Source organism: Paenibacillus arenilitoris (assembly GCF_014705655.1).
GTDB classification, from domain to species: Bacteria; Bacillota; Bacilli; order Paenibacillales; family Paenibacillaceae; genus Pristimantibacillus; species Pristimantibacillus arenilitoris.
In genome coordinates this window covers 92,883-119,015 of record NZ_JACXIY010000005.1, presented here as the reverse complement: position 1 = coordinate 119,015, position 26,133 = coordinate 92,883, and the positions used below count along the sequence as shown (strand labels likewise).

The 26,133-nt window shown below is 59.1% G+C and carries 25 protein-coding genes and 1 pseudogene; 19 read left to right on the top strand and 7 right to left on the bottom strand.

The window, feature by feature from the left end:
• Positions 1–80: 80 nt before the first annotated feature.
• The 6 genes from IDH41_RS04645 (at position 81) to IDH41_RS04620 (ending at position 4,119) form a co-directional block, all read left to right on the top strand.
• On the top strand, positions 81–377 hold the full coding sequence (locus IDH41_RS04645) for a LiaF transmembrane domain-containing protein (protein WP_190858723.1): 297 nt from the start codon (positions 81–83) through the stop codon (positions 375–377).
• Between the two features lie 34 nt (positions 378–411).
• Positions 412–1,098 carry a PspA/IM30 family protein gene (locus IDH41_RS04640; RefSeq protein ID WP_190858722.1) on the top strand — a complete coding sequence of 229 codons (687 nt, stop codon included), beginning with the start codon at positions 412–414 and terminating at the stop codon, positions 1,096–1,098.
• Positions 1,086–1,562 (top strand): PspC domain-containing protein, encoded by a 477-nt coding sequence (locus IDH41_RS04635; RefSeq protein ID WP_190858720.1) that lies wholly within the window; start codon positions 1,086–1,088, stop codon positions 1,560–1,562. Before IDH41_RS04640 ends, IDH41_RS04635 begins: the two co-directional genes overlap by 13 nt.
• 1 nt (position 1,563) lies before the next feature.
• On the top strand, positions 1,564–2,283 hold the full coding sequence (locus tag IDH41_RS04630) for a PspA/IM30 family protein (protein WP_190858716.1): 720 nt from the start codon (positions 1,564–1,566) through the stop codon (positions 2,281–2,283).
• A gap of 129 nt (positions 2,284–2,412) precedes the next feature.
• Positions 2,413–3,417 (top strand): sensor histidine kinase, encoded by a 1,005-nt coding sequence (locus IDH41_RS04625; RefSeq protein WP_190858714.1) that lies wholly within the window; start codon positions 2,413–2,415, stop codon positions 3,415–3,417.
• Positions 3,418–3,468: 51 nt separating this feature from the next.
• Positions 3,469–4,119 carry a response regulator gene (locus IDH41_RS04620; protein WP_190858744.1) on the top strand — a complete coding sequence of 217 codons (651 nt, stop codon included), beginning with the start codon at positions 3,469–3,471 and terminating at the stop codon, positions 4,117–4,119.
• Between the two features lie 16 nt (positions 4,120–4,135).
• Here the strand turns inward: IDH41_RS04620 and mobB are convergent, their stop codons facing one another.
• Entirely contained in the window at positions 4,136–4,651 is a 516-nt protein-coding gene (gene mobB, locus IDH41_RS04615; RefSeq protein WP_190858712.1) for a molybdopterin-guanine dinucleotide biosynthesis protein B, read from the bottom strand.
• Between the two features lie 141 nt (positions 4,652–4,792).
• Between mobB and IDH41_RS04610 the strand changes: the two genes are divergently transcribed.
• Positions 4,793–6,118: a molybdopterin molybdotransferase MoeA gene (locus IDH41_RS04610; protein ID WP_190858710.1), complete on the top strand. Its 1,326-nt coding sequence runs from the start codon at positions 4,793–4,795 to the stop codon at positions 6,116–6,118.
• A gap of 104 nt (positions 6,119–6,222) precedes the next feature.
• On the opposite strand, the gene IDH41_RS04605 is transcribed toward IDH41_RS04610, so the two are convergent.
• A complete protein-coding gene (locus IDH41_RS04605) occupies positions 6,223–6,873 on the bottom strand; it encodes a hypothetical protein (RefSeq protein ID WP_190858708.1) in 651 nt (216 codons plus the stop codon).
• Between the two features lie 146 nt (positions 6,874–7,019).
• Positions 7,020–7,379 carry a hypothetical protein gene (locus IDH41_RS04600; RefSeq protein ID WP_190858706.1) on the bottom strand — a complete coding sequence of 120 codons (360 nt, stop codon included), beginning with the start codon at positions 7,377–7,379 and terminating at the stop codon, positions 7,020–7,022.
• 117 nt (positions 7,380–7,496) lie between these two features.
• On the opposite strand from IDH41_RS04600, the gene IDH41_RS04595 reads away from it, so the two are divergent.
• The 9 genes from IDH41_RS04595 to IDH41_RS04555 all read left to right on the top strand — a co-directional run bounded on the left by IDH41_RS04595 (position 7,497) and on the right by IDH41_RS04555 (position 17,910).
• Positions 7,497–8,351: a YwmB family TATA-box binding protein gene (locus tag IDH41_RS04595; protein ID WP_190858704.1), complete on the top strand. Its 855-nt coding sequence runs from the start codon at positions 7,497–7,499 to the stop codon at positions 8,349–8,351.
• A 114-nt stretch (positions 8,352–8,465) separates the two neighbouring features.
• On the top strand, positions 8,466–10,022 hold the full coding sequence (gene zwf, locus IDH41_RS04590; protein WP_190858702.1) for a glucose-6-phosphate dehydrogenase: 1,557 nt from the start codon (positions 8,466–8,468) through the stop codon (positions 10,020–10,022).
• Between the two features lie 39 nt (positions 10,023–10,061).
• On the top strand, positions 10,062–11,648 hold the full coding sequence (locus IDH41_RS04585) for a peptide chain release factor 3 (protein ID WP_190858700.1): 1,587 nt from the start codon (positions 10,062–10,064) through the stop codon (positions 11,646–11,648).
• A 232-nt stretch (positions 11,649–11,880) separates the two neighbouring features.
• Positions 11,881–12,948: an undecaprenyldiphospho-muramoylpentapeptide beta-N-acetylglucosaminyltransferase gene (locus IDH41_RS04580; protein WP_190858699.1), complete on the top strand. Its 1,068-nt coding sequence runs from the start codon at positions 11,881–11,883 to the stop codon at positions 12,946–12,948.
• A gap of 81 nt (positions 12,949–13,029) precedes the next feature.
• Positions 13,030–13,311 (top strand): AAA family ATPase, encoded by a 282-nt coding sequence (locus IDH41_RS04575; protein ID WP_190858697.1) that lies wholly within the window; start codon positions 13,030–13,032, stop codon positions 13,309–13,311.
• A 483-nt stretch (positions 13,312–13,794) separates the two neighbouring features.
• Positions 13,795–14,811 (top strand): LacI family DNA-binding transcriptional regulator, encoded by a 1,017-nt coding sequence (locus tag IDH41_RS04570; RefSeq protein ID WP_317890678.1) that lies wholly within the window; start codon positions 13,795–13,797, stop codon positions 14,809–14,811.
• Positions 14,812–14,833: 22 nt separating this feature from the next.
• A complete protein-coding gene (locus tag IDH41_RS04565) occupies positions 14,834–15,997 on the top strand; it encodes a Gfo/Idh/MocA family protein (protein ID WP_190858695.1) in 1,164 nt (387 codons plus the stop codon).
• 42 nt (positions 15,998–16,039) lie between these two features.
• Positions 16,040–16,762 carry a ThuA domain-containing protein gene (locus tag IDH41_RS04560; RefSeq protein WP_190858693.1) on the top strand — a complete coding sequence of 241 codons (723 nt, stop codon included), beginning with the start codon at positions 16,040–16,042 and terminating at the stop codon, positions 16,760–16,762.
• A gap of 47 nt (positions 16,763–16,809) precedes the next feature.
• The gene (locus IDH41_RS04555) at positions 16,810–17,910 is read left to right on the top strand and encodes a Gfo/Idh/MocA family protein (RefSeq protein ID WP_190858691.1); all 1,101 of its coding nucleotides are present in this window, start codon (positions 16,810–16,812) and stop codon (positions 17,908–17,910) included.
• 66 nt (positions 17,911–17,976) lie between these two features.
• Here IDH41_RS04555 and IDH41_RS04550 read toward each other — a convergent pair whose 3' ends face one another.
• From IDH41_RS04550 to IDH41_RS04540, 3 genes are all read right to left on the bottom strand, one after another.
• Positions 17,977–18,843, bottom strand: coding sequence for a glycine betaine ABC transporter substrate-binding protein (locus IDH41_RS04550; RefSeq protein WP_317890677.1), 867 nt, complete (start codon positions 18,841–18,843; stop codon positions 17,977–17,979).
• Positions 18,844–18,983: 140 nt separating this feature from the next.
• Entirely contained in the window at positions 18,984–19,820 is an 837-nt protein-coding gene (locus IDH41_RS04545) for an ABC transporter permease (protein ID WP_190858689.1), read from the bottom strand.
• Positions 19,807–21,015, bottom strand: coding sequence for a quaternary amine ABC transporter ATP-binding protein (locus IDH41_RS04540; RefSeq protein WP_190858687.1), 1,209 nt, complete (start codon positions 21,013–21,015; stop codon positions 19,807–19,809). The genes IDH41_RS04545 and IDH41_RS04540 overlap by 14 nt, the downstream gene beginning before the upstream one ends.
• Positions 21,016–21,254: 239 nt before the next feature.
• On the opposite strand from IDH41_RS04540, the gene IDH41_RS04535 reads away from it, so the two are divergent.
• The 3 genes and pseudogenes from IDH41_RS04535 (at position 21,255) to IDH41_RS04525 (ending at position 24,386) form a co-directional block, all read left to right on the top strand.
• On the top strand, positions 21,255–21,809 hold the full coding sequence (locus IDH41_RS04535) for a GbsR/MarR family transcriptional regulator (RefSeq protein WP_190858685.1): 555 nt from the start codon (positions 21,255–21,257) through the stop codon (positions 21,807–21,809).
• A gap of 127 nt (positions 21,810–21,936) precedes the next feature.
• Positions 21,937–22,270 (top strand): annotated as a pseudogene (locus tag IDH41_RS04530) (thioredoxin reductase); the annotation flags it as partial.
• A gap of 115 nt (positions 22,271–22,385) precedes the next feature.
• Complete coding sequence (locus IDH41_RS04525) at positions 22,386–24,386, top strand: glutaminase family protein (RefSeq protein ID WP_190858682.1); 2,001 nt, start codon at positions 22,386–22,388, stop codon at positions 24,384–24,386.
• A 68-nt stretch (positions 24,387–24,454) separates the two neighbouring features.
• Here IDH41_RS04525 and IDH41_RS04520 read toward each other — a convergent pair whose 3' ends face one another.
• Positions 24,455–25,993 (bottom strand): sulfatase family protein, encoded by a 1,539-nt coding sequence (locus IDH41_RS04520; protein WP_190858680.1) that lies wholly within the window; start codon positions 25,991–25,993, stop codon positions 24,455–24,457.
• Between the last annotated feature and the right edge of the window lie 140 nt (positions 25,994–26,133).

The following is a 26,133-nucleotide window of genomic DNA, read 5'->3' as shown; positions in this document are numbered from 1 at the left end:
CATAAGCAAGAGGAACCACAACAAGCACAAGAGAAGCAACTCGGGTTGATACTAAAAGTCGAAAGGAGATGAATTTGAACATGAATGGAAAAAGCGCTTTGGGGGTTTTGCTCGTCGTCGTCGGCGGCATCGCGGTACTTAATTTCATCGGCGTTAATTTCGGCGCGATACTCGGATTCCTGCTTCCGTTTATATTGCTCGGATTCGGGATCTTAGGATGGACGAACGGCAAGAAATGGATCGGCGGCATACTTATCGCAATCGGCGCGATGATCTTGTTCGGTAAGCTGGGCGGCATTATCATCCTGCTGTTGGCCATCGGACTCATCGTAGCGGGCGTCAGCCTTTTCAAGAAAAACAAACGCAGCGTCTATTAAGAGCCGCGATCGATAATAGATTGGAGGACATTTCATGAGTATTATGAAGCGAGTGCGCGACATTACGGTTGCCACCCTGAACGAAAGGCTGGAGAAATCGGAAGATCCGGTACGCATGATCGACCAGTTCTTATGGTCGACGAGGGAAGACATTATTCAAGCCGAGAAGCTGTACCAGCAGTACACGGCACACAGCAATCACCTGAAGGCGCAGTGGCTGCAAGCGGAGCAGCAGAAGGAAAGACGCGAGAATCAAGCGCTTACGGCGCTCAAGGCCGGCGAGGAAAACATGGCCCGCATCGCGCTTCACGAGAAGGCAAGCGCCGAGGAGCGCTCGGCGCAATACCGCGAGCTCTACGAGCAAAGCCGGCAGAACACGATCGACCTGGAAGACCAGCTTCGCGAGATGCGCAGCGAATACCAGACGGTATACGATAAACGCGAGTACTATGCTGCCCGAATGGAGTCGCTAAGGCTTCAGCAGCGAATGAACAGCCGCTACCAAGCCGGCTTCGGCGAGCAAGGCGTGCAGCCGGGCGCCGCATTCAGAAGAATGGAAGATAGAATCAGCGACCTGGAGCACGAGGCGAAGAGTCTGCGCGACATTCGCAGAATGGGGCAGGAATTCGTGACGGAAGCGGGCAACACGCTGCAATCCGTCATCGAACGGGAACTCGAACAACTGAAGCGAAAGCTTGATAAGGAAGGATGGTCGTCTTGAAAAAACTTTACCGCTCGTCACGCGACAAGAAGCTATTCGGCCTTTGCGGCGGCTTGGCGGAAATGTTTAACGTAGACGCGACGCTGCTGAGGATTCTGCTCATCGTCGTAACGATCTTCACCAGCGGCGCCGTGATCGTGATCTACTTGATCGCAGGCCTGGTCGTGCCGAAGGAGCCGCCGCTCTATTCGAACTTCGGTCCTAACGGCTTCGGGGGCGGTTACGGCGGAGGTTATAACGGAGGCTACAACAACGGTTACGGATCGCAGCCGCAATTCGGCGGACCTTACAAAAACCCGCCGCAGCCGCAAGGCCCGTGGAACGCTTCCCAGCAAGGAATGGGTCCAGCACCGTCGCCGTCGCAATTCGATAGCATGATGGATGATTTGGAGAAAAAAGCATTGCGTCGCGAAATCGAAGAATTGAAAGCCAAACTTGCCAAATACGAGAAGGGAGAATTTTAATATGGGAATTTTCAAACGCATGAAGGACATGACGAAGGCATCGCTTAACGAGGCGCTGGACAAATTGGAAGATCCGGTCGTTATGCTTAACCAATATCTCCGCGATATGGAGTCGGAGATTCATCAAGCCGAAGTAACGGTAGCGAAGCAAATGGCGAACGAGCGCCGCATGAAGCAGCGCGTCGAAGAAGCCGTCAGCAGCGCGGCGGATCGCGAATCGAAGGCCGAAGCTGCGCTGAGAGCCGGCCAAGAGGAGATGGCCCGCAAGCTGCTCGAAGAGAAGCTGTATTACGATCAGAAGGTGACGGAATACGTCGAGCTGCATGCGCAAGCGAAGCAGCAAGCCGAAGAGTTGATGCAGCAGCTGCATGGGATGAAGGAAGAATTCTATCAGCTGCGCAACAAGCGCAACGAGCTCGCTTCCCGCGCCCAGGTCGCGAAAGCTCAGAAGCAAATGGCCCAGCTGGCGTCTAACCATACGATCGACAGCGGCACGGCGTCCCGCGGCTTCTACCGGATGGAAGAAAAAATTATGCAGATGGAAGCGGAAGCCGACGTACTTCGCACGCCATATTCGTACGGCGGCGGCACGGCGACGAGAAGCCTGTCCGCGGCAGACGTGGAGAAGCAGCATAAAGTGGATGAGCAGCTTCAAGCGCTCAAGAGCAAGCTGAATCAGCCTCAGGCGCCTTCGCTTAGCAAATCCGAAACCGAAGAATAAGCCGGCAAGCCAAGAAAACGGCGGACCGCTCGCGCGGTCTGCTATTTCTTGTTTTGTCGTGTAACAATCGCGAACCAGTATAATGGCTGTAGAAGGATATTCCGAAATACTTAGAAGGAAGTGTGCCGTATGGAGAAGGGCCAGAGAGAAGAACAGCCGAATCATGCGGCCCGCAGGCGCAACGTAACGGAAACGATCTTGTGGCTCCTGATCATCGTCAGTCTGGTCGTAATCGTGCTGCAGGGCATCGGCTACGTCGAGCTGTTCACCCTTCAAGGCAAATGGGCGATCGTCGGGCTGACGATCGTCGGCGCGGGCTTGGCCGCGGCGGCGATGAACACGTATCTGCAAAACTCCAGACTGAAGGAAGCGATCAAGCGGCTGACCGAGCAGCAGGTGAAGCGGCGCTTCGCGGTTACGCTCGACAATGGGGAAGCCGCGGACGGCGAGATGACGGAGCAGGAGCAGGGCGATCCGAATTGGACCGCGAAGGTGAAGTTTACCGCCGTGATCGAGGAGAGGCAGAGGCTCGCGCGCGAGCTGCACGACGCGGTAAGCCAGCAGCTGTTCGCCATTTCGATGACGGCGACGGCCGTCAGCCGGACGATCGAAAGGGACTGGGAGCGGGCGAGGCGCCAAGTTCAGCTCATCGAGGAGATGGCGGCCGTCGCCCAATCGGAGATGCGCGCGCTTCTGCTCCATCTTCGGCCCGTCCATTTGGACGGCAAAAATTTGGGGCAAGCCCTCATCCTGCTGGTGGATGAGCTGAAGCAGAAGGTGCCGATGAAGATCGTCCTGGAGGTCGACGAAACGATCGTGCTTCAACCGCAGGCGGAGGACCATTTGTTCCGCATCGCGCAGGAGGCGCTCTCGAATACGCTGCGTCATTCGAAGGCGGATACGATGGAGATCCGGCTCCAGCAGATCGCCGGCGACGTGCATATGATTTTGCAGGACAGCGGAATCGGCTTCGATCTCGAAGCAAAGAAGCAGACGTCGTACGGACTGCTGACAATGGAAGAGCGGGTGAACGAGCTCGGCGGATCGCTGCAAATGCTCTCGAAGCCGGGAGATGGGACTCGCATTCATATTAAGGTTCCGGTGATGGATGGGCTGCGCGAATCGAAAGCATAAACAGGTAACAATAGAAAAGGAGCGGTGCAAAGCGTGGAGGCGATTGAGCAATTGAGCCAGCCGGTTAAGGTGCTGCTTGTCGACGATCACGAGATGGTGCGGATCGGACTTGCGGCCGTGCTCGACACGGAGGAAGGAATCGAAGTCGTAGGAGAAGCCAGTAACGGAATGGACGGCATCCGGCTGGCGCAAGCCTACAAACCGGATGTCGTGCTGATGGATTTGGTGATGGATGGAATGGACGGCGTCGAGACGACGGCGAAGCTGCTGGAGCTGTACCCGGACTGCAAGGTCATCGTCCTGACGAGTTACCTCGACGACAGCAAGCTGTATCCGGTCATCGAAGCGGGTGCGTTCAGCTATTTGCTGAAGACGTCGCGCGCGACCGAAATCGCCGACGCGATCCGTGCGGCGGCGCGCGGGCAGTCGGTGCTGGAATCGCAGGTAGCCGCCAAAATGATGAACCGCTTCCGCCAGCCGAAGCAGCAGGAGCAGGCTCCGCTGCACGACGACTTGACGGATCGGGAGATGGAGGTGCTGAAGCGCGTCGCGCAGGGGCTCTCGAATCAGGAAATCGCCGACGAGCTGTTCATCGGCGTGAAGACGGTGAAATTTCATATTACGAACATCTTTAACAAGCTTGAAGTGGAGGACCGCACGCAGGCGGCCATTTACGCCCATAAGCAGGGCATTGCCGATTAACGCGAGTCCGGGCCGGTTAACGGGCTAGCGATACCGCCAGGCTGTACAGCTCGTCGACGCGGTCGATGCCGATCGCCGGCACGCCGAGGGAAGGCGCGTCCGGGGGCAAAGCGCCGGGCCAAACCGCCGCCGCGACCGGACGGGATACAGCCTGCAATAGCTCGAGGTCGGAGACGGAGCGGATCATGACGATTTTCGGGTAATCGTCCGTTTTGAACCCTTCGACGAGGATGACGTCCGCCTCCCGCAATTGATCGATCAGCCGCGCCAGCGGCTCGGGGCTCCGCTTCATGACCGCGGTTCTCGTAGCCGAGGTGATGGCGGTCATATCCGCCCCGGCTTCCTGGTGCTTCCACGTATCGGTGCCTGGCGTATCGATTTGGAACTCATGCGCGTCGCGCTTTATCGTCCCTACTTTGTAACCCGCTTGTTTAAAATATTCGATCAGCCGGCAAACCAACGTGGTTTTGCCGGTATTTTTGTATCCGACGATTTGGACGACGATCGGGGCTTGCGAAGCTGGCTGCGGCATGGGGCCTCCTTCTGCGGAACGGTTATGAGATGATAACGATGCAAAAATCCGCTTGGTTTTATTTTATCATACATAGTAAACTATTCGTAAACGGCATGTCAGAGTAAGTGACATGTAAAAAAGCGGCGGGAGGTTTGCAGCGTGGCAGAGGAGTGTGGAACAGGGACGTCCGGCCGATTCAACCGGCGGGCGGTCAAGGTTGGGGAAGCGCAGCGGCTCGTGCTCGCCGCGGCGGACGGGCTTCGCTGCGGCAGCGAGCTCGTGCCGCTGCGGGAGAGCGGCGGCCGGAGGCTTGCGCAGACGCTGTGCGCGTCAAGCGATTGGCCGCCTTTCGCGCGCGCGGGGCTCGACGGCTACGCCGTGCGCGCGGCGGATACGGCGCAGGCGTCGCCGGAGATGCCGGCGACGCTGCGCGTCGTCGACTCGGTCGCGGCGGGCGGGATCGCCCTGGCGGCCGTGGAAGCGGGCACGGCCGCGCGCATCATGACAGGCGCGGCGGTGCCCGAAGGAGCGGACGCGGTCGTCATGCTCGAGCAGACCGCGGAAGCGACTCTGCCGGGCGGGGCGGCGGCGGTGCTGATCAAGCGCGCCGCCCGGCCCGGCCAGAACATCGCGCCCCGAGGCGAGGAATTCCGCCTCGGGGCCGCGCTAGCCGCGCCCGGCACGGTCGTGCGGCCGGGGCATGTGGCGCTGCTCGGCACGTTCGGCTATGCCGAGGTGCCGGTGCAGAAGCGCCCGCGCGTCGCGGTGTTCGCGACCGGCAGCGAATTGCTGCCGGTTGCGGCGCCGCTTGCGCCGGGCCGGATCCGCGACAGCAACAGCGCGATGGTCGCGGCCATGATCGAGCAAAGCGGCGCCGAGCCGATGCTGTGCGGCGCGCTGCCCGACGACCCCGACGCGGTCGCGGCCGCGCTCGAGCGCGTCTGGGACGACGCCGATCTGATCGTTACGACCGGCGGCGTATCGGTGGGCGATTACGACGTCATGTCCGACATCATCCGGCGAGTCAAGAGCGGCAGCTGGACGGGCGCCGGCCATGACGAGGGGAGGCAGGCTTGCCGCGTCTTGTTCGACCGCGTGGCGATGCGTCCGGGAAGCCCGACGTCGGCGGCTATGCTGGGGGACAAGCTCCTGCTGTCGCTCTCCGGCAATCCGGGCGCCTGCTTCGTCGGGTTCGAGCTCCTCGTCCGGCCGGCGCTGCAACGCATGCAGGGCGTGCGGGATGCCCTGCCGCGAGCCGTAACCGCGCGGCTGGCGGCGGCCGTCGACAAGCCGAGCCCCCATGACCGTTACGTGCGGACGCGGCTAATCTATGAGGCAGACGGGCGGATCGCCGCCGATCCGCTAGCCTTCTCCAAGTCGAGCATGATGGCTTCCATCGCCGAGTCGGACGGGCTAGCGGTTATCCCGTCAGGCTCGCTCGGAGCCAAGGCCGGGGAGCTGGTCGAGGTGCTGCTGATTCCTTGATGGCCGGCAAGTGCTGGGGGAATCTGTTTATTTGGAAGGAATTTACGGTCGCTCGGCCGAATAATAGACGTATGACGATGAGGGGAACGCGGAGCTGGCGAGCGTCAAACGGTCCGGTTGAGCAGCAGCCCGGCGCAGGGAAGCGGCCAAAAGCATTGCGCGGCTCCGTAATATACGGCGTATGGCAGTGTATCCGTCAAGCGGGAACGCAGCAGATCTGCGGTTTTTACGCCGTCGGCATACGTTAAGGCATGCTTGATGCCGCCAAGCAGCCCGTCCGCGCCAAGCAGCAGCCGCTCGATTCCGCGGAGCCGCTCCGCGCCGTACGACCCGGCCGCATCGGCGGACCATGCGCCGTCTGTCGCGCCGCGGCGCAAACCGATCGCTTTCGCCCCTGGATGAACAAGCGAAAGCTCGACGACGGCCCACAGCTCGGGCAGCAAGTAGGCGGCATGCCGGCCGTGCGCCTGCTCGAGCCGGTTCAGCAGGTCGGCCGTCCGGCCGCCGATCCGCCCGCGATCCGGCTCGCGGGCCAGCTCGTCAAGCTCGAGCCGTGCGCCTTGGGCGGCCCGAATCCATTCCGAAGCGGCTGCCGCGGCGAGACGGAAAGTCCGGTTCATGTCGTGCTTCGCGCTTTGCGGGAGCTGCGGGTCGCCCTCCCGGTAAGGGGAATGGGCATAGGGAAGAATCGCCTGGATCGGCGCGTAGGCGGCCGTCCGTTCGATTCCGCGAATCCGGCGGATGGACGAGGTCATCGAGGCTCATGCTCCTCTCAAGGTCGGGATAAGCGGAGCATACTACACAATCGAACGAAAAGGCTGGCGAAACCTGTCGCGCCGCAAACTTTGAAAAAACGAAAAGAGCGGCGACGCTTCTTGCGGGCATCGCCGACTCCATCCCGTCAAATCAAGAGGAACAATAACGCGATCAGCGCAAAATCGAGCGCCAGCGCGCCTCCCCACGGATAATAGCCTCCGTAGCCGTACGGATCGTAAGGATACGCTTGCGTTTGCGCTTGCGCTTGGCCTTCGCTTGCATGCTCTTCTTTCTTGCCTTTGCCGCCCTTTTTCTTCTTCTTGTCCTGCGGCTGCACTTTGGCAAGCTTTGCCTCTTCTCCGCCCAAGTGCGCGTTCAAAACCAGCCTGCCTCCTTCGCAGGAGCTTAATATCCCGACGTGGCGCGTACCGTCATTCATGACGACGCATACCGGCAGCCCGCATAATTGATGAACGATATCTTCGCGTAACGGAACCCGTTCCATTGACCGGTGACACCTCCAATAAAATTGAACTTAGTTCATCCTGCAACCAGTGTATTCACCTAAAGGCAAACGTGTATGGATGTTCACCCATTCCAAGGAGAATAGGAGATGAATTTCATGTACATTCCAAAAGGAACGATGCCCGGCAGGAAGTCGCCGGCCGGCCGAAGGCGGGCGGGGCGCACGAGGGCGGGCATCGCGCTGGCGCTGCTCGTCATCGCGGCCGGCGCGGCATGGGGGTTGATCGAGGACGGGAAGGAGGGAGGAGAGGCGACGGCCGCCGTGCAGGCGCTGCGACATGATCTGCAGACGCTCTGGGAATGGGGCGACGGGCAGTTCGAAGGGGGCTCGAAGGCTGCCGACTGGACGATCCGATGGGACGTATCCGGGCGATCCGGGACGATGGCGGCGCTCGCGCCGAAGCTGTTCACGGACGAGAAGGGGGAGTCGCTGGACAAGCTCGTGCAGAACGAAGGGAAAACGGTATCGGGCGTCGTCCCGGCATACGGAGGACGCCTCTCGCTCAGTCTCGTACAGGAGGATGAAGCGGGCGAGCGGCTAATGCTGCTGCTGCAGACGGAGCGGACGCTGCTGCGAGACCGGAGCATGCTGCTCGAATCGGCCGCTTCGTTATCGGAGGAGCTGGCGAGGGGCGGGGGCGATTTCGCAAGCAGTCTGAAGGCGCAGGGCAAAGCGGAGAGCGAAGACCCCGTCCGTCAAATGATGAAGCTGGCGAACGCGGAGTCCGTGGACCGGTACGAGGACGGGGGGACGGTGAGCGAAACGTTCTATACGGGCAAGCTGCGCTCCGGCATCGAAGCCGGCAGAGGGAAAACGGCGAACTTGCAGGTTGCCGCCCACCGGGAGACGGAGACGGGAAAAACGGCGCTCGCCCTTGGCATACCGGTTATAACTGGCGATTACGGCGGCATGGGGGAAGAGGGGGATTCAAGCATGCCGCGCCCCGAATAGCCGGCGCCGATTCCGCTATTTTTTGTGGCCTGCCGAATAGCGAATTAAGGATGAATATGTTAAACTACATACCATGTAAAGCTGTCTAAAAATTCACAGGAAAGAATGAGGCAAATGACCTACGAAAATCACGTGGAATCCGTCTCCGCAGAAGGAGCCGTTTACTACCTATTCGGCGCGACAGGCGACTTGGCAAGGCGCAAGCTGTTTCCCGCCCTATTCAGTTTATATAAAGAAGGCAAGCTGTCGGAAAACTTCGCCGTCGTCGGGCTGGCAAGGCGTCCCCGGACGAACGAGCAATTCCGCGCGGACCTGTACGAGTCGATCGTCGAGTTTTGCCGCTACAAAGCGGACGACGCCGAGCTGTGGAACCGCTTCGCGGAGCATTTCGTCTACATGTCGCTCGACATTAACGACGTGGAAGGCTTCCGCGAGCTGAGCCGCCTGTCGGATCAGCTGGACGCGAAGTACAGCATCCCGGGCAACCGGCTGTTCTATCTGGCGCTTGCTCCGTCGCTGTTCGGCCCGGTATCGTTCAATCTTCGCGACGGCGGATTGCTGGAATCGGCCGGCTGGCACCGCGTCGTGATCGAGAAGCCGTTCGGGTACGATCTGCCGTCCGCGCAGAAGCTGAACGAGCAGATCAGCCAAGTGTTCAAGGAAGAGGAAATTTACCGGATCGACCACTACTTGGGCAAGGAAATGGTTCAGAACATTCAGGTGATCCGGTTCGCCAACGCGTTTTTTGAGCCTTTGTGGAACAATCGCCATATCGCGAACGTACAGATTACGTTGTCCGAGACGGTCGGCGTCGAAGACCGCGGCGGCTACTACGACAAGTCCGGCGCGCTTCGCGACATGGGGCAGAACCATATGCTCCAGATGCTGACGATGATCGCCATGGAGCCGCCAAGCCGCCTGCACGGCGAAGATATCCGCGACGAGAAGGTGAAGGTGCTTCGCTCCTTGCGCGGCTATACGTCCGGCGACGACGTGCGCGCGAAGGTCGTCCGCGGCCAATATACCGAAGGCAGCCTGAAGGGCAATGCGCTCCCGGGCTACCGCCAGGAAGATTCGGTGAACGAGGAATCGACGACGGAGACGTATTTTGCCGCCAAAGTGTTCGTCGATAACTTCCGCTGGGCCGGCGTTCCGTTCTATATCCGGACGGGCAAACGTCTGCCGGTCAAGACGACCGAGGTCGTCATCGAGTTCAAGTCGATGCCGCAGAACGTGCTGTTCGCGCAGCGCCACGACCTGGCGCCGAACCTGCTCGTCATTCGCGTCAATCCGCTTGAAGGCATTTATATTAAAGTGAACGCGAAGACGCCCGGCGAGAACAATTCCGTTCAGCCGGTCGCGATGGAATTTTGCCAAAGCTGCCAGATCGGCCTCAACACGCCCGAAGCGTACGAGCGCCTGATCTTCGACGCGGCGCGCGGCGATTCCACGTATTTCACCCGCTGGGACGAAGTGTCCCAGGCTTGGGAATTCGTGGACCGAATCGCGCAGGCGTGGCGCGAGGACAAGAGCGATTTGTTGCATTACCCGGCAGGCTCCTGGGGCCCGGAAGCGGCAAGCGAGCTGCTGGCCGAGGACGGCTTCCACTGGTGGCCGGTCAACGGGCAAGAGGAAGATAACGTGATTTGGGTATCCAACAGCGGGAAATAAGCGCTGGCGGATGACCGGCGGAATGAAGGGAAGGCAAGCATGAGTCAATCGTTAAACGAAGAAATTAAACGGGAAGTGGACAAAAGGCGCACGTTCGCCATTATCTCCCACCCCGACGCAGGGAAAACGACACTGACCGAGAAGCTCCTCCTGTTCGGGGGAGCCATTCGGCTAGCGGGGTCGGTCAAGGCGCGCAAAGCAAGCCGCCACGCGACGTCCGACTGGATGGAAATCGAGAAGCAGCGGGGCATTTCCGTTACGTCCAGCGTCATGCAGTTCGATTACTTGGGACATCGGGTCAACATTCTCGATACGCCGGGCCACCAGGATTTCAGCGAAGACACGTATCGCACGCTCACCGCGGCGGACAGCGCGGTCATGCTGATCGACGTCGCCAAGGGCGTCGAGGCGCAGACGATCAAGCTGTTCCAGGTATGCCGCAAGCGCGGCATTCCGATCTTCACGTTCATTAACAAGCTGGACCGCGAAGGGCAAAGTCCGTTCGACCTGATGGAGGAGCTCGAGCGCGTGCTCGGCATCCGTTCGGTTCCGATGAACTGGCCGATCGGCATGGGACGCGAGCTTTGCGGCGTGTACGACCGGATGAAAAACCAGGTCGAGCTGTTCCAGGGCAACGACCATTCGACGATCGAGGTTCGTCCCGTCGCCGATTACAACGACCCGATCATCCGCGAGATGGCGGGCGACTATTTGACGGACCAGTTGATTCAGGATTTGGAGCTGCTCGACGTCGCGGGCGATCCGTTCGACTTCGATAAAGTGCGGGAGGGCGAGCTGACGCCGGTCTTCTTCGGAAGCGCGGTGAACAACTTCGGCGTGCAGACGTTCCTCGAGAACTTCCTGCAGCTGGCGCCGAAGCCGACTTCCCGGATGAGCACGACGGGCGCGGTGGAGCCGACGAGCGAGAAGTTCAGCGGCTACGTATTCAAAATCCAGGCGAACATGAATCCGGCGCACCGCGACCGGATCGCGTTTCTACGCATTTGCTCGGGCCGCTTCGAGCGCGGCATGAGCGTACGCCACGTACGCAACGGCAAAGACATCAAGCTGTCGCAGCCGCAGCAATTTCTGGCGCAGGACCGCGACATCGTCGATACCGCCTATCCGGGCGATATCGTCGGCTTGTTCGATCCGGGCATTTTCCGCATCGGCGATTCGCTGTCGCAGGGGTCGGAGATCGTGTTCGACGAGCTGCCGACATTCTCGCCGGAAATTTTCGCCAAGGTGACCGTGAAGAACGCGCTGAAGCATAAGCAGTACCAGAAGGGGCTCGACCAGCTGACGGAGGAAGGCACGATTCAGGTGTTCTACTCGACGGGCAACTTCGACGAAACGATTCTCGGCGTCGTCGGCCAACTGCAGTTCGAAGTATTCGAGCATCGGATGAAGGCGGAGTACGGCGTCGATATTCAGCTGCACCGGATGACGTTCCAATTCGCGCGATGGATCGTCGACGAGAAGATCGATCCGGCCAAATTCCGGATCAATACGACGCTCGTGAAGGATAAGAAGGACAATTACGTCGTCTTGTTCGAGAACGAGTACGCAATGCGTACGGCCATGGACAAAAATCCGACGTCGAAGTTTCTGGAAACCGCGCCGTAAGCGGCGGCGGTTACGGGAGGCAGCAAGCATTCCCGGCTCGCAGGGCGCAGCGCCGCCCGCGGCCGGGGATGCTTTTTGCGTTTCTTCGCGGAACGGGCTCAGGCCGCCGGGTGGACGGCTCCGGTTTTTTTTGCATGCCGGTGCCTTGCGGCCTGCGCTCGCGGCCATAGTGCTAAATCGAAATTTTATCCGTATAATAAATGGATACTAGACGATAGGTGGCTTGTCATCCATGAAAACCATAATGTTCACCGGGGGAGGCTCTGCCGGTCACGTAACCGTAAACCTGGCGCTCATCCCGAAGTTTCTGGAGGAAGGCTGGTCGGTCCGGTACATCGGCTCGGAGAGCGGGATCGAGCGGCAGCTCGTCGCGACGATTCCGGAGGTGCAGTATTATCCGATCTCGACCGGCAAGCTGAGAAGATATATGGATTTGCAAAACGTGAAGGACCCGTTCAAGGTCGTCAAGGGGCTGTTCCAGGCTTACCGGCTCATTAAGAGGCAGAAGCCGAACGTCATATTCTCCAAAGGCGGGTTCGTGTCCGTTCCGGTCGTGATCGGAGCTTGGCTGAACCGGGTTCCGCTGCTCATTCACGAGTCGGATCTGACGCCGGGGCTGGCGAATCGGATTTCCATCCCGTTCGCAACCGGCGTATGCACGACGTTCCCGGAGACGGTTCAAATGCTGAAGCCGGATAAGTCCCGCCACGTCGGGGCGGTCATTCGCGAGGAAGTGAAGAGGGGCGACGCCGAGAAGGGCAGGGCATATTGCGGCTTTACGAGAAGCAAGCCGGTCATTCTCGTCATGGGCGGCAGCCTCGGCTCCCGCAAAATCAACCAGATGGTACGGCAGGCGCTACCCCGCCTCTCCAAGTCATTTCAAATCGTACATCTATGCGGGAAGAAGCAGGTGGATCCGATCGTAACGGCGCCGGGCTACAAGCAGTTCGAATACGTGAACGAGCAGCTGCCGGACGTGCTGGCTATGGCCGATCTCGTCGTTTCGCGCGCGGGCTCCAACTCGATTTTCGAATTTTTGGCGCTGAAAAAGCCGATGCTGCTCATCCCGCTGACGAAGGAGCAGAGCAGGGGCGATCAAATATTGAACGCGCAGTCGTTCGAGAAGTCGGGCTATTGCGAGGTGCTCTACGAAGAGAAGCTGACGGCGGACAGCTTGATCGAAGGGATCGAGCGGCTGTACGAAGGCCGCCGGACCTACATCGACCGGATGAGCGAGAGCCGCGACGCGAACGCGCTTGCGGCCGTGTACGATTGGATTACCGAAATCGCGAGGAAGTAGGCGAGGCTGCTTATGGTCAGCTAGGTTAGTCGACCCGGACGCGGATGGCAGCTGCCGGGTCTTATTGATGAAGGAGGCGCTATGCCGACAATATTGGTCACCGGAATGTCCGGAACGGGAAAGACGACAGCCTTGGAGAAGCTTGCCGAGAGAGGCCACCGGACCGTCGATACCGACAGCGACGAATGGAGCCATTGGGTCCGCTTGCCGGACGGTTCCGACGACTGGGTCTGGCGCGAAGACGCGATCAAGGAGCTTCTGACCGGACACCGGGAAGGCAAGCTCTTCGTTGCCGGCTGCAAATCGAATCAGGGTATATTTTATTTAGACGAAGTCGTCCGGCAGCTCGAGCGATTGGCATGATGCTAATGGAAATCGGCGGAACGCCATATTTACGAGATCGTAATACAAGCGGCAGTCAAGGACGGGGAAACCTGTACCGAGGCTGTCTTTTTTTTGAATAGGCAATCCGAAGCCGGCGGTTTCGGACCGGACGATGTCGTTCGCCGGAGAGAGAGCTGCATTCTAAAGGACAGAGCTGCCCTTATTTCGATGAAACAGGCAACTTTGCCTTTTTAAAGGACGCGGGAGACGTTATTGGCTTGAAATTTTACTTTTCATGCTTCGATTTGGCGAAATAAGGACGCTCATGTCCGTTACGTTTGCCGGAATGGCTAAGTTCGGTTGAATAACGGCACAGGTGTCCGTTACGCAGCGGATGTTCCATAGTCTTCCCGGTCTCGAAAGTGCCAGTTGACGATGAAACGGTTTCATGCCATAATGTACGCGTGTACATTAAATGATGAGGACAGCCTAGAACATTCACTATTCAGGAGGCTTTGGAACATTAGCAGGAAAGAAGTCGCGAAGCTGGCCGGCGTCTCCGAGGCGACCGTGTCCAGGGTGTTGAACAACGTCGGTCCGATGAAAGAAAAGACGCGGGAGCGCGTCTTGAAGGCGGCTGCCGAGCTCGGCTACGTGCCGAGCGCGCTCGCCCAGCAATTCGCCCGCCGCCGGAGCGGGAATGTCGGCGTCATTTTGCCGGCGGTGCCGAAGGTGCATCTGTTCTCGACGTATTATTTCTCGGAAATATTGAGCGGAATCGGCGAGACGGCGAAGCGGTGCGGGTACGACCTGCTGCTCATCTTCCGGGAACCGGAAGGGGCGAGGGATTACGCGAAGCTGTTCCGGATGCAGAAGATCGACGCGTGCATCGTGCTCGGCTCGCGGGACGTACCCGAGGAGCGGGCGGCGCTGGCCGAGCTGAAGGCGGGCGGCCATCCGTTCTGCCTCGTCAATCAGCGCTATGACGACGAGCGGTACGAGACGGTCGATGCCGATCACTTGGCCGGCAGCCGGGAAGCGGTCCGGCATTTGCTCGCGCAGGGCAAGCGCAAGGTGGCGTTCGTGAACGGTCCGGAGGAGTATTCCAACAGCGCCGACCGGCTGGAAGGCTACTTGGCCGCGCTGGCGGAAGCCGGCGTCGAGCGGGAGGACGAGCGTATCTTCGCCGGCAACTACAGCCGCAAGAGCGGCTACGAGCTGGCGGGGACGATCGCGGAGAGGATCCGCGGCGGCGGCATCGACGCCGTATTCGCGGCCAATGACCGGATGGCGATCGGGCTCTTGCAAGGACTGCGCGAGCGGGGAATCGAGGCAGGCGATCACTACGCGCTGGTCGGCTACGACGATTCGGACGGCTCGCGCATTACGAGTCCGCGGTTGTCGACGGTTGCGGTGCCTTTCTACGAGATGGGCCGCATGGCCGCCGCCAGGCTTCTCGAACCGGAGCTAGGCGACTCGGCCTTGCAGGACGGCGGCACGATGCTGCCGGTCAGCTTCATTCGAAGGGAAACATCTTAAACCAGGGAGAGGTGGCTGTTCAATGGATAAAGTAAGAGTAGGGATGGTCGGTTACAAATTTATGGGCAAGGCGCACAGCAACGCTTACCGCGCGCTGCCGATGTTTTTCCCGAATTCGATCAAGCCGGAGATGAAAGCGATCTGCGGACGCGATCCGGTCGGGCTCGAGCAGGCCCGGGCCCAGTTCGGGTGGGAAACTTCCGAGACGGACTGGCGGAAGCTGATCGCCCGCGACGACATCGATCTGATCGACATTAACGCGCCGAGCGACGCGCACAAGGATATCGCGCTGGCCGCCGCGGCCGCCGGGAAGCATCTGTTCTGCGAGAAGCCGCTGGCGCTGACGCTTGCCGATTCCCGCGAAATGCTCGAGGCGGCGGAGAAGGCCGGCGTGAAGCATATGGTCGGCTTCAACTACCGGTTCGCGCCGGCGGTGCAGCTGGCGAAGAAGCTCGTCGAGGACGGCCGCATCGGCAAAATTTATCATTTCCGCGCCGTATTTCTGCAGGACTGGATCATCGACCCGAGCTTCCCGCTCGTATGGCGCCTGCAGAAGGAAATCGCCGGCTCCGGCTCCCACGGCGACCTGGGCGCGCACTTGATCGATATGGCGCGCTTCCTGGTCGGCGAATTCAACGAGGTTATCGGCATGAGCGAGACGTTCATTAAAGAGCGCCCGATCGCGTCGGCGATGACGGGACTTAGCGCGAAGGGCAGCGACGATGCGCCGCGCGGCGAGGTAACGGTCGACGACGCGACGCTGTTCATGACGCGGTTCGCAAACGGAGCTTTGGGAAGCTTCGAGGCTACTCGCTTCGCGGCCGGACATCGCTGCACGAACGGCTTCGAGATCAACGGCAGCAAAGGCAGCATCAAGTTCGACTTCGAGCGGATGAACGAGCTTCAGGTTTATTTTGCCGACGATGCCGAGGACGTGCAGGGCTTCCGCCGCGTGCTGGCAACGGACCCGGCCCACGCTTACATGGACGCATGGTGGCCAGCGGGTCATACGATCGGTTACGAGCATACGTTCACGCACGAGGTGCATGAGCTGATGCAAGCTTTCGCGGATAACCGCCAGCCGGTGCCGAACTTCGTGGACGGCGTGAAATGCCAAGAGGTGCTGGAAGCGGTCGATCGCTCGATCGAGGAGCGCCGCTGGGTATCGATCAGCGAGTTGTCGTAGGACGAGAGGATAAAGCGGATTCGGAGAGGACGGTAGCGGCAAATGAAAAAAGCTTTGATCGTATGGGGAGGATGGGACGGCCACCAGCCGAAGGAGGTGGCGGAAATTTTCCGCCAGGTGCTCGTCGGCGAGAATTTCGAGGTTGAAGTATCGGACACGCTGGAGGCGTTCGCGGACGCGGAGAAGCTGAAGGGACTCGATCTGATCGTTCCGGTATGGACGATGGCACGGATCGAACAGAAGCTCGTCGACAACGTATCGGCCGCGGTGCAAAGCGGCGTAGGCCTCGCCGGCTGCCATGGCGGCATGTGCGACGCGTTCCGCGAGAACGTCGATTGGCAGTTCATGACGGGCGGGCAATGGGTCGCGCATCCGGGCAACGACGGCGTGGAATACACCGTGAATATCAATTATTCCTCCAGCCCGCTAACGGCGGGCATCGAGGACTTTGCGGTGCGTTCCGAGCAATATTACCTGCACGTGGATCCGGCGGTCGAGGTGCTGGCGACGACGCGGTTCCCGCTGGCGCCGGGCCCGCATTCGCTCAACAAGGCGGTCGACATGCCGGTCGTATGGACGAAGCGCTGGGGCGTAGGACGGGTTTATTACAATTCGCTCGGCCATCATGCCGATATTATCGAAATACCGACGGTCAAAGAGCTGATGAGACGGGGCTTCCTGTGGTGCGCGGAAGGCAAGTCGCTTGCGGCGGAAGCCGGGGCGGGAGCGGCCGCGTACAGCGGTATGGCGGACAATCAGCTATAGTCCGTTAAACGGACGATCTATTATGAGTGGGCGAGGGAAGGGCGAACATGGATAAAATTAAAGCGGGCATTATCGGTACGGGGAACATCAGCGGCATTTATTTCGAAAACGGGGATCGCTTCGACGCGCTTCAGGTCGTCGCTTGCGCGGATTTGGACGTCGAGCGGGCCAAGGCAAGAGGAGAGGAGTTCGGCGTGCGCGGCTGCTCGGTGGATGAGCTGCTTGCCGATCCGGAAATTCAGCTGATCATCAATTTGACGATTCCGCAGGCGCATGCTACGGTATGCTTGAAGGCGCTGGAAGCGGGCAAGCACGTATATACGGAAAAACCGTTCGCGGTCACGCGCGAAGAAGCGCAGGAGGTGCTGACGCTCGCGGAGAAGAAGGGGCTGCTCGTCGGCAGCGCGCCGGACACGTTCCTCGGCGGCGGCATTCAGACATGCATCAAGCTGATCGAAGACGGCTGGATAGGCACGCCGATCGGCGCAACCGCCTTCATGGTCGGCGGCGGTCACGAATCCTGGCATCCGTCGCCGGAGTTCTACTATCAGAAGGGCGGCGGCCCGATGTTCGATATGGGGCCGTATTATTTGACCGCGATGGTCGCCATGCTCGGGCCGATCACGCGCGTGACGGGCTCCGCGCGCATCTCCTACCCGGAGCGCACCATTACGAGCAAGCCGAAATACGGCCAAAAGGTCGAGGTTGAGGTGCCGACCCATATCGCCGGCGTCATCGACTTCGCTTCCGGTCCGATCGGCACGCTGCTCACGAGCTTCGACGTGAAGGGCGGCTCGACGCTTCCGCGCATCGAGGTATACGGCAGCGCGGGAACGCTGCTCGTGCCGGATCCGAACGGCTTCGGCGGCTCGATCAAAATATGGCGGGCCGGCTCCAAGGAATGGGCCGACATTCCGCTCGCTTACGGCTATACGGAGAACGCCCGCGGCGTCGGCGCCGCCGACATGGCGAAGGCGATCCAAACCGGCCGCAAGCACCGCGCGAACGGCGAGCTCGCCTACCATGTGCTCGAAGCGATGCATGGCTTCCACGACGCCTCGGAGCAAGGCGTGCATTACGTCATGAAGAGTACCTGCGAGCGTCCGGCTCCGTTCCCGCTCGGACTTGCGCCTTACGCGCTCGACTAGCACGGAAGCCGAACGGCAAAAAAAAGGAGCAGGCGGGTTATGACCGCTCTGCTCCTTCTTTGTGCGTTACTGCAACCACGCGTCTACTTTGTCCGCGTTTTCCTCTACCCAGGCTTTCGCCGCTTCTTCCGGCGATTTGCCTTCCTGGATTTGAATCATGACGGCGGCCATGTCATCCGGCGTCCAGTTGAACTTGTCGAGGAAGGCGTAAGCCTCCGGTTGGTCGTTGTTAAGGCCTTTGCGGGCAATCGTATGAATCTGCTCGTCTCCGCCGTATACGTTTTTTGGATCCTCGAGATATTTCAGATCCATCTTGGCGAATTTCCAGTGCGGCGTCCAGCCCGTAACGATGACCGGCTCCTGGTTGTCGTAAGCCTTCTGCAGCTCTTGCGTCATCGCGGCCGAAGAGCTCTCGAGCAGCGTCCACTTATCGCGCAGGCCGTATTCGTCCAGCACCTTCTCCGTGGCCATCATAATTCCGGCGCCCGGCTCGATGCCGACGATCGTATAATCGAGCGTTTCGCCGACGGCGTCGTTCAACTCTTCGATGCTGTTAATTTCCATATATTGCGGAACGACCAATCCGACCTTCGTGCCTTCGAGGTTGGGGCCAAGATCGTCGTATTGGCCGTCGTATTTCTCTACATAGGAAGCATGCGTGCTCGGCAGCCAAGCTGCGACCATCGCATCGGCGCTGCCGTCGGATACGCCGGCCCACATCGGACCCGCGTCGACCTGCATCAGCTCGACCTCGTAGTCAAGCTTCTGCTCGAGCACTTCCTTCACGACATGCGTGCTCGCGATCTCGGAGTCCCACGCTACGTAAGCCAGAGTAACTTTTTTATCTCCGCTACCGCTGGCGGAAGAGCATCCTGCCAGTAAAGCGACCACCATTGCCGCTGCTGCGACGAATTTCCATTTGTACGATTTCAAACTATCACTCCTAAAATTTTTTGCGAAGCAAAAAATTGCTTCGGAAGGTTAGGCTTAATTTTTTGCGAAGCAAAAAATCGCTTCGGAAGATTAGGCTAAAATTTTTTGCGAAGCAAAAAATCGCTTCGGAAGGCATTCGATTATGCCGTTTTCTTCTTGTTTATGACTTGCTGGGTCAGCCGGTCGAGAATGATGGCCAAAATAACGATGGCCAGCCCGGCCTCGAAGCCTACCCCCGTCTTGCCTTGGGTAACGGCGCGGTAGACGTACGCGCCGACGCCCTGCGCGCCGATCATCGAAGCGATGACGACCATCGACAGCGACAGCATGATCGTCTGGTTGATGCCGGCCATGATCGTCGGCATCGCCAGCGGCAGCTGCAGCTTGAACAGCTTCTGCGAAGGCGTCGAGCCGAACGCATCGGCCGCTTCGACGAGCTCGGACGGCACTTGGCGGATGCCAAGGTTCGTGAGCCGGATCGTCGGCGGAATCGCGAATATAATCGACGAGATGACGCCCGGAACGACGCCAAGCGAGAAGAAGGTAATGGCCGGGAGCAAGTAAACGAATGCAGGCATCGTCTGCATGAAATCGAGCACCGGCGTGACGATTTTTTGAACGGTGCCGCTGCGCGCGCATAAAATGCCGACAGGTACGCCGAAAATAACCGATATGAAGGCTGCTGTCAGCACGAGCGCCAGCGTCTGCATCGTCTGGCTCCACAGCCCGAGATTATCGATCAGAAACAGACCGACTAACGTGAACAGCGCCATTCTCCACTTGCCGATATACCAGGCAAGCGCGGTAAAGATCAAAATAAGAATAAGGGGAGGGATCGCGTTCAAAACGGTTTCCAGCCCTCCGACCGTCTCGCCTACGACGATTCGTATCAGTTCAAAAAGCGGCTCCAGATGGTTTTCGAGCCAAGCCTCAAGCCATTCGATCCAGTCCGCGAGCGGAATTTTAGGCAGATTCATGATGTTCACCTGCCTCCGGCGTGGAATTGCCGGCCAGCGCGGCGAGAACCGCGCCTTTGATCACGATGCCCTTCAGCCTGCCTCCGGCGTCGATGATGCCGACCGGCAGCTTGGAGCTGCTCATCATCTCGAACAGTTCATGAAGCATCGTATCCGGCGCCGCGGAGGGCGCTTCTCTGACCATGACTTCCTCGAGCTTAAGACCGTTCTTGATGGCGTTCGAAGCGTCTTCGGCCGTAACGACGCCCAGCAGACGCATCCCTTTGTCGACGACGTACAGGCTGGATATCCCTCTGTCGCGCATAAATTGCAAAGCGACGCGAGGGCCTTTGTCCGGCGTAATGGTCTCCGCCTTCACCATGACATGCGACGCGGTCAACACCTTGGACAGATCGACGTCTTCCACGAAGCGCTCGACGTATTTGTTGGCCGGCTGCATCAGAATTTCCTCCGGCGACCCGATCTGGACGATGGCGCCGTCCTTCATCAAGGCGATTTGATCACCGATTCGCAGCGCTTCGTTCAAATCGTGGGTAATGAACACGATCGTCTTTTTCATCTTGGATTGCAGCTCGAGCAGTTCGTCCTGCATATCCTTGCGGATTAACGGGTCGAGCGCGCTGAACGCTTCGTCCATAAGCAGGACGTCCGGATCGCTGGCCAGCCCCCTCGCAAGCCCTACGCGCTGCTGCATGCCGCCGCTCAGCTGATCGGGGTAGCTGTTCTCCCAGCCGGCAAGCCCGACCAGCTCGAGCGCGCTCATCGCCATTTCCCGGCGCTTGTTTTTGTCGATGCCCTGTACTTCGAGGCCGTATTCAATGTTCTGAATGACGGTGCGGTGCGGGAATAGCGCAAACTTTTGAAACACCATGCCGATATTTTTTCTTCTGAATTGTCTGAGCTGCTCGGGCGACATGCGGAGCACGTCCGTTCCGTTGAAAAGCACTTGGCCCGATGTCGGCTCGATCAGCCGGTTAAGAAGACGCACGAGCGTCGACTTGCCGCTGCCGGACAAGCCCATAATAACGAAGATTTGTCCTTCCTCGATCGCGAAGTCCGCCTGGTTAACCCCGACCGTAAGCTTCGTTTCCGCGAATATTTTCTCTTTCGACCATCCTTTATCCATCAGCGGGATCGCCTTTTTCGGATCGGTTCCGAAAACTTTGGTCAGCCTCTTGGCTTCTATAATCGCCATGTTATGCCCCCTTGTGGAATATTTCGACTCTACAAGTGTAGCTGGTTAACTTTGTAAGGGTCAAAAGGCGTGAGCCTCCGTATAATTTGTACAGTTATAACTTTACGAACTTTATGTACGGTATCCTCCTGATAACTCCCTTTTTCGTACCAAAAGCTTTCTTTACATATGGAGACGCATTTGTTTACAATACTTGTTGTAGGATTGATAGGGAACGACACTCCTCGGGAGGAACATTCATGAATGAACTTGCGGTTTTGACAGAGGAACAACGCGTTAAGCTGAACAGTACGCGCAGGCGGGTTATCGAATCGATCGGCAAAAACATGGACTTATACGGCATTACGCTATCCATCGGCCATTTATATGGAAATATGTATTTCAACCAGGAGCCGGTCACGCTCGACGAGATGAGCGAGACGATGGGCATGAGCAAAACGTCGATGAGCACGGGCATGCGCACGCTGCATGACCTCAAGATGATCAATAAAGTATGGGGCAAGGGCTCGCGGAAGGATTTGTACGAGGTCGTGCCGGATTGGCATCAAAATTTCGCGGACTTCTTCTCTATTAAATGGAGAAAGGCAGTCGAGCAGAATATGGCCGCGCTAGCACGTTCGCTGAAGGAAATCGAAGCGCTGAAGGAACAGTATGCCGGAGAGACCGCCTTTGTGCAGGTGCTGGACAGCGACGCGCAAAAAATCGACGAGGCGCTGAAATACTACAAATGGCTGGAGAGGCTGATCGATTCCTTCGAGACCGGCGAGATTTACCGGTTCATCCCGAAGGAATAGCAGGACATGCCGTGAAGGAAGCCGCAGGGATAACAAGCCTTGCGGTTTTTTTTCGTTTAACGCGGGGAGATGAGCCGGTTAGCGTTCTTTCCGGTTCGGGCGTATTGAAAGTGGGCGGCGGAACGTGCAGAAGATGCATTTGACCTACCGCAAAAGCGCGTTGACGGGCCACGAGGCGCAAGTAAAGCAGCTGCTGGACAGCTCCGTCTCCTGCCACTTCCATACGACGATTACGAAGCTGATTGCCGGCGCGAATCATGAGTCGATCGAACGCGTGGAGCTGACGAACCACGAGACCGGCGAGGCGACGATGCTGCCCGTCGACGGAGTCATTATCAACCACGGCTACGAACGCGATTCCGCCTTGCTGGAGAACAGCTCGCTACGCATTGAACGAAGCGAAAATTTCTATATTGCAGGGCAGCCCGAGCAGCGAATCGTCCATCGAAGTGCTGTACGCGCTATTTCTTGACTTCATTCGAGTGACGGTAAAGGAAATGGGCGTTGCTTGACGAATCCTATTTCGTGACCGAATAAAATCAAGCATCCATTTACTTTTACAAAGGAGCTGTTCACATGTCTTCAGCCTTTCGTCCCCCGTCGGTGCCTCTCATTACGGTGGATCCTTATTTCAGCGTATGGTCGGCGGCGGATCGCCTCTACGACGATCACACGGTGCACTGGACCAATAAGCGCAACAGCATGGCGGGCCTTATTCGAATCGACGGAGTTGCAAGCGTATTCATGGGCAAAGCCGAGCTTGACGGCCGCGGCGGGGAGCCGCCGGAGACGATGCGCCAAATCCGCGTGCAGGTCGATCCGCTGACGACCCGCTACGTGATGGAGAAAAACGGCGTAGAGCTTACGGCCGACTTCACGACGCCGCTGCTGCCGGACGACCTGGACCTGTTGTCGAGGCCCGTCACCTACGTCTCCTTCCGCGTCCGTTCCGTCGACGGCAAGCCGCACGACGTTCAGCTGTACGTGGATATGTCCGCCGAGCTGTGCGTGCATACGACGGATCAGACGGTCGCCTGGTCCCGCGATAAGCTGCGCGGCGGGCTGACCGCCATGCGCATCGGAACGGTGGAGCAGCCGATTCTGCAGCGCACCGGGGACGATACGAGAATCGATTGGGGCTACTGCTATCTGGCCGTGCCGCAAGAAAACGGCGTACAGACGGCCATTCAGCCTTCCGATGTCAGAAGGCGGTTCGCGGACACCGGCCAACTGCCGCCCAAGGACGATGAGCGCCAGCCTCGCGCGGCGGCGGACGAGACGCCGGTCATGGCCGCCGCGATCGATTTCGGCCGCGTCGATGCGGAGCCGCGGTCCCGATTCGTCATGGCCGCGTACGACGATATCCGTTCCATTGAATATTTCGGCGAGCCACTGGAAGCGTATTGGCGCCGAAACGGGATGTCCTTCGAGGAGATGCTTGCGGCCGCGGCGGAGCAGTACGGGGACATTTTGGAACGATGCGAAGCATTCAACCGTGAGCTTAAGCGGGACAGCGAGGCTGCGGGAGGAGCGAAGTACGAGCAGCTGCTTTCGCTCGCCTACAGGCAGGCCGTCGCGGCCCATAAGCTGGTGACGGACGGGAAGGGCAATACGCTGTTCTTCTCGAAAGAAAATTTCAGCAACGGCTGCATCGCGACGGTAGACGTCAGCTATCCGTCCATCCCGTTGTTCCTGCGGTACAATCCCGAGCTCGTCAAAGGCATGATGCGGCCGATCTTCCGGTATGCCGCCAGCGAGGCGTGGGTATTCGAGTTCGCCCCCCATGACGCAGGCTGCTACCCGAAGGCGAATGGGCAGGTGTACGGCGAGAACGCGCGGGAGAGCCAAATGCCGATCGAAGAATGCGGCAATATGCTCATCATGGCCGCCGCTGTATGCTCTTACGAGAAAGACGCGCGATTTGCGGAGGAGCATTGGTCCCTTCTGAGCGATTGGGCCGATTATTTGCTGAAGCACGGCCTCGATCCTGACAATCAGCTGTGCACCGACGACTTTGCCGGCCATTTGGCGCATAACGCCAATCTTTCCGTCAAAGCCATCCTCGGCCTCGGCTCCTACTCGATCTTATGCGGCATGCTTGGCAAGAAGGAAGAGGAAGCGCGCTACGCCCGGGCGGCGAAGGAAAATGCGGCACAGTGGGCGGAGATGGCTGGTGCGGGCGATCATTACAAGCTGACGTTCGACAGCGCGTCGGACACTTGGAGCATGAAATACAATCTCGTATGGGACCGTTTCTTCGGCCTGGAGCTGTTCCCGAAGGAAGTCGTCGAACGGGAAATTTCTTATTATTCGGCCAAGCAGAACCGGTACGGCATCCCGCTCGACAGCCGGAATACGTATACGAAGTCGGATTGGCTCGTCTGGTGCGCGGCGCTTGCGCCGACCAAGGAAGGCTTCGAGCGGATGATCGAGCCGCTGTGGCTGGCCATGCACGAGTCCGGCAACCGCGTTCCGATGACCGATTGGTACGATACGTCGACGGCGAAGCAGATGAACTTCCAGAACCGGTCGGTCGTCGGCGGGCTGTTCATCAAATTGCTTAAGGAGTTCGCTTAGCGGCGTATAGAATCATAGAAAAAACAGACCTCCGCCCGCAGAAACCGCGGGACGGAGGTCTGTTCGCGTCAGGCGTGCCAGATGCGCGGCATCGGCATCGATTCTTTGCCGAGCTCGGCCCAGATGTACTTCAGCATCAGCTCGGCCTTCAATCCGGCGCTTGCGGGATCGTCCCACAGGTTGCGCAGCTCCTGCGGATCTTCCCGCAAATCGAACAGCTCGCCGTACGTTTGGTTGTAGTAAACCGTTATTTTGTAGCGGTCGTCTACGTACGTCTTCTGGTGGATGGTCGTCGGCTCGTGGCGGAATTCGACGATGGCATGGTCGCGGGCGCTTGACTTCGCGCCGTTCCATACCTCGCTCTGATCCACGCCGGTCATCGCGTGCGGGACCGGGATTCCGCGGTAGGAAAGCAGCGTCGGCGCGAGATCGACGAGCGACTGGATCGCGTCCGATTGCGCCCCGGCGGGCACACGCCCCGGGTAACGAACGATGAACGGAATCCGGATCAGGTCCTCGTAATGGAAGCCGCCCTTGGCCTGCAGGCCGTGCTGGCCGAAGAAATGGCCGTGGTCGGACGTGAAGACGACGATCGTATCGTCGGCGAGGCCCAGCTCGTCCAGCTTATCCAGAATGCGGCCGATGTATTTGTCCATCATGCTGACCATGCCGTAGTAGACGGAGACGAGCTTCTTGCGGTCGTCCTCCGTAAGCTTGAACTTGTTGCCGTACTCGTAGTAGTGATGGGAACGGTAGCCGTGAACGCCGTAACCGGACTCCAGCAGGTCGGAGAAGTCGGGGTTGTCCTCCTGCGTTTTGCCGAAATGGGGCGGATTGTTATCATGCTCGCCAGGCGTCAGGCCCGGGATCGTTAACGTTTCGGGATCGTACATCGTATCCCAAGGCTCCGGCACCAAATATTCCGGATGCGGATCGAAGAAGCTCGACCAGAGGAAGAAGCTGTCGCCGTCCTTGGCATACTGCTCGAGCAGCGCGTTCGACCGCTCCGCGATCCAGGTGTTGTAGTGGTATTCCTCCGGAATCGGCCATTTGTACGTGAGGCCGGGATCCATCGTGCCGGTCGGCGGAAGGAAATAGTCCCGCCAGTTCGCGCAGCCCTTCTCCTCCATCCATAAGGCGTAATGCTGGCCGACGTGGCTCTCGTTCGTATGGTTGCGGGCGAGCTCGACATGATCGAAGCCGTAGAACGGGCCTTCGAAGCCGCGCCACAGGTCCAAGTCCTGCAGCGTCGGATACGCTTCCATGGACGGATATTCGTCCGTCGAACGGAGCGGCTGGAAGTGGGCTTTGCCGATGAGGGCGGTCTTGCAGCCGTCCGCCGCGAAGTCGTCGCCGACGCAGTGCCGGTCCTCCAGCAGTTTCGTTCCGAGCGTCCAGGCGCCGTGCTGGCTCGGGTACATGCCGGTTATGATGGACGCCCGGCTCGGCGTACACGTCGGATTCGGGCAATAGGCTCTGGTGAAAGTCGTCCCTTCGCGGACGAGCCGGTCCAAATTCGGCGTATGCACCTCGCTTTGAAACGCGCCGATCGTATTCCAATGCTGCTGGTCGCTCGTAATAAGCAAAATGTTCGGTTTCTTCTTCACTGGATAATCGCCTCCTTCCCTAAGAATAACGCAGGTTAGCGGGAGCTGGAATGGCGCGGCGTGGGACATTTTTATCATTTTGTCGGGTTAGGCGCAGCGCGGCGCTTTCCGCTCGCCTGCGGATGATTTTCGCCTCCTGG

Bases quoted from the DNA above. Each gene is read 5' to 3' on its own strand.
- IDH41_RS04575 (WP_190858697.1), top strand. From the start codon at position 13,030: ATGCCGACAATATTGGTCACCGGAATGTCCGGAACGGGAAAGACGACA.
- IDH41_RS04565 (WP_190858695.1), top strand. From the start codon at position 14,834: ATGGATAAAGTAAGAGTAGGGATGGTCGGTTACAAATTTATGGGCAAG.
- IDH41_RS04525 (WP_190858682.1), top strand. From the start codon at position 22,386: ATGTCTTCAGCCTTTCGTCCCCCGTCGGTGCCTCTCATTACGGTGGAT.
- IDH41_RS04640 (WP_190858722.1), top strand. From the start codon at position 412: ATGAGTATTATGAAGCGAGTGCGCGACATTACGGTTGCCACCCTGAAC.
- IDH41_RS04630 (WP_190858716.1), top strand. From the start codon at position 1,564: ATGGGAATTTTCAAACGCATGAAGGACATGACGAAGGCATCGCTTAAC.
- IDH41_RS04595 (WP_190858704.1), top strand. From the start codon at position 7,497: ATGTACATTCCAAAAGGAACGATGCCCGGCAGGAAGTCGCCGGCCGGC.
- IDH41_RS04580 (WP_190858699.1), top strand. From the start codon at position 11,881: ATGAAAACCATAATGTTCACCGGGGGAGGCTCTGCCGGTCACGTAACC.
- IDH41_RS04605 (WP_190858708.1), bottom strand. From the start codon at position 6,873: ATGACCTCGTCCATCCGCCGGATTCGCGGAATCGAACGGACGGCCGCC.
- IDH41_RS04625 (WP_190858714.1), top strand. From the start codon at position 2,413: ATGGAGAAGGGCCAGAGAGAAGAACAGCCGAATCATGCGGCCCGCAGG.
- IDH41_RS04585 (WP_190858700.1), top strand. From the start codon at position 10,062: ATGAGTCAATCGTTAAACGAAGAAATTAAACGGGAAGTGGACAAAAGG.
- IDH41_RS04535 (WP_190858685.1), top strand. From the start codon at position 21,255: ATGAATGAACTTGCGGTTTTGACAGAGGAACAACGCGTTAAGCTGAAC.
- mobB (WP_190858712.1), bottom strand. From the start codon at position 4,651: ATGCCGCAGCCAGCTTCGCAAGCCCCGATCGTCGTCCAAATCGTCGGA.
- IDH41_RS04540 (WP_190858687.1), bottom strand. From the start codon at position 21,015: ATGGCGATTATAGAAGCCAAGAGGCTGACCAAAGTTTTCGGAACCGAT.
- IDH41_RS04635 (WP_190858720.1), top strand. From the start codon at position 1,086: ATGGTCGTCTTGAAAAAACTTTACCGCTCGTCACGCGACAAGAAGCTA.
- IDH41_RS04600 (WP_190858706.1), bottom strand. From the start codon at position 7,379: ATGGAACGGGTTCCGTTACGCGAAGATATCGTTCATCAATTATGCGGG.
- IDH41_RS04645 (WP_190858723.1), top strand. From the start codon at position 81: ATGAATGGAAAAAGCGCTTTGGGGGTTTTGCTCGTCGTCGTCGGCGGC.
- zwf (WP_190858702.1), top strand. From the start codon at position 8,466: ATGACCTACGAAAATCACGTGGAATCCGTCTCCGCAGAAGGAGCCGTT.
- IDH41_RS04545 (WP_190858689.1), bottom strand. From the start codon at position 19,820: ATGAATCTGCCTAAAATTCCGCTCGCGGACTGGATCGAATGGCTTGAG.
- IDH41_RS04560 (WP_190858693.1), top strand. From the start codon at position 16,040: ATGAAAAAAGCTTTGATCGTATGGGGAGGATGGGACGGCCACCAGCCG.
- IDH41_RS04555 (WP_190858691.1), top strand. From the start codon at position 16,810: ATGGATAAAATTAAAGCGGGCATTATCGGTACGGGGAACATCAGCGGC.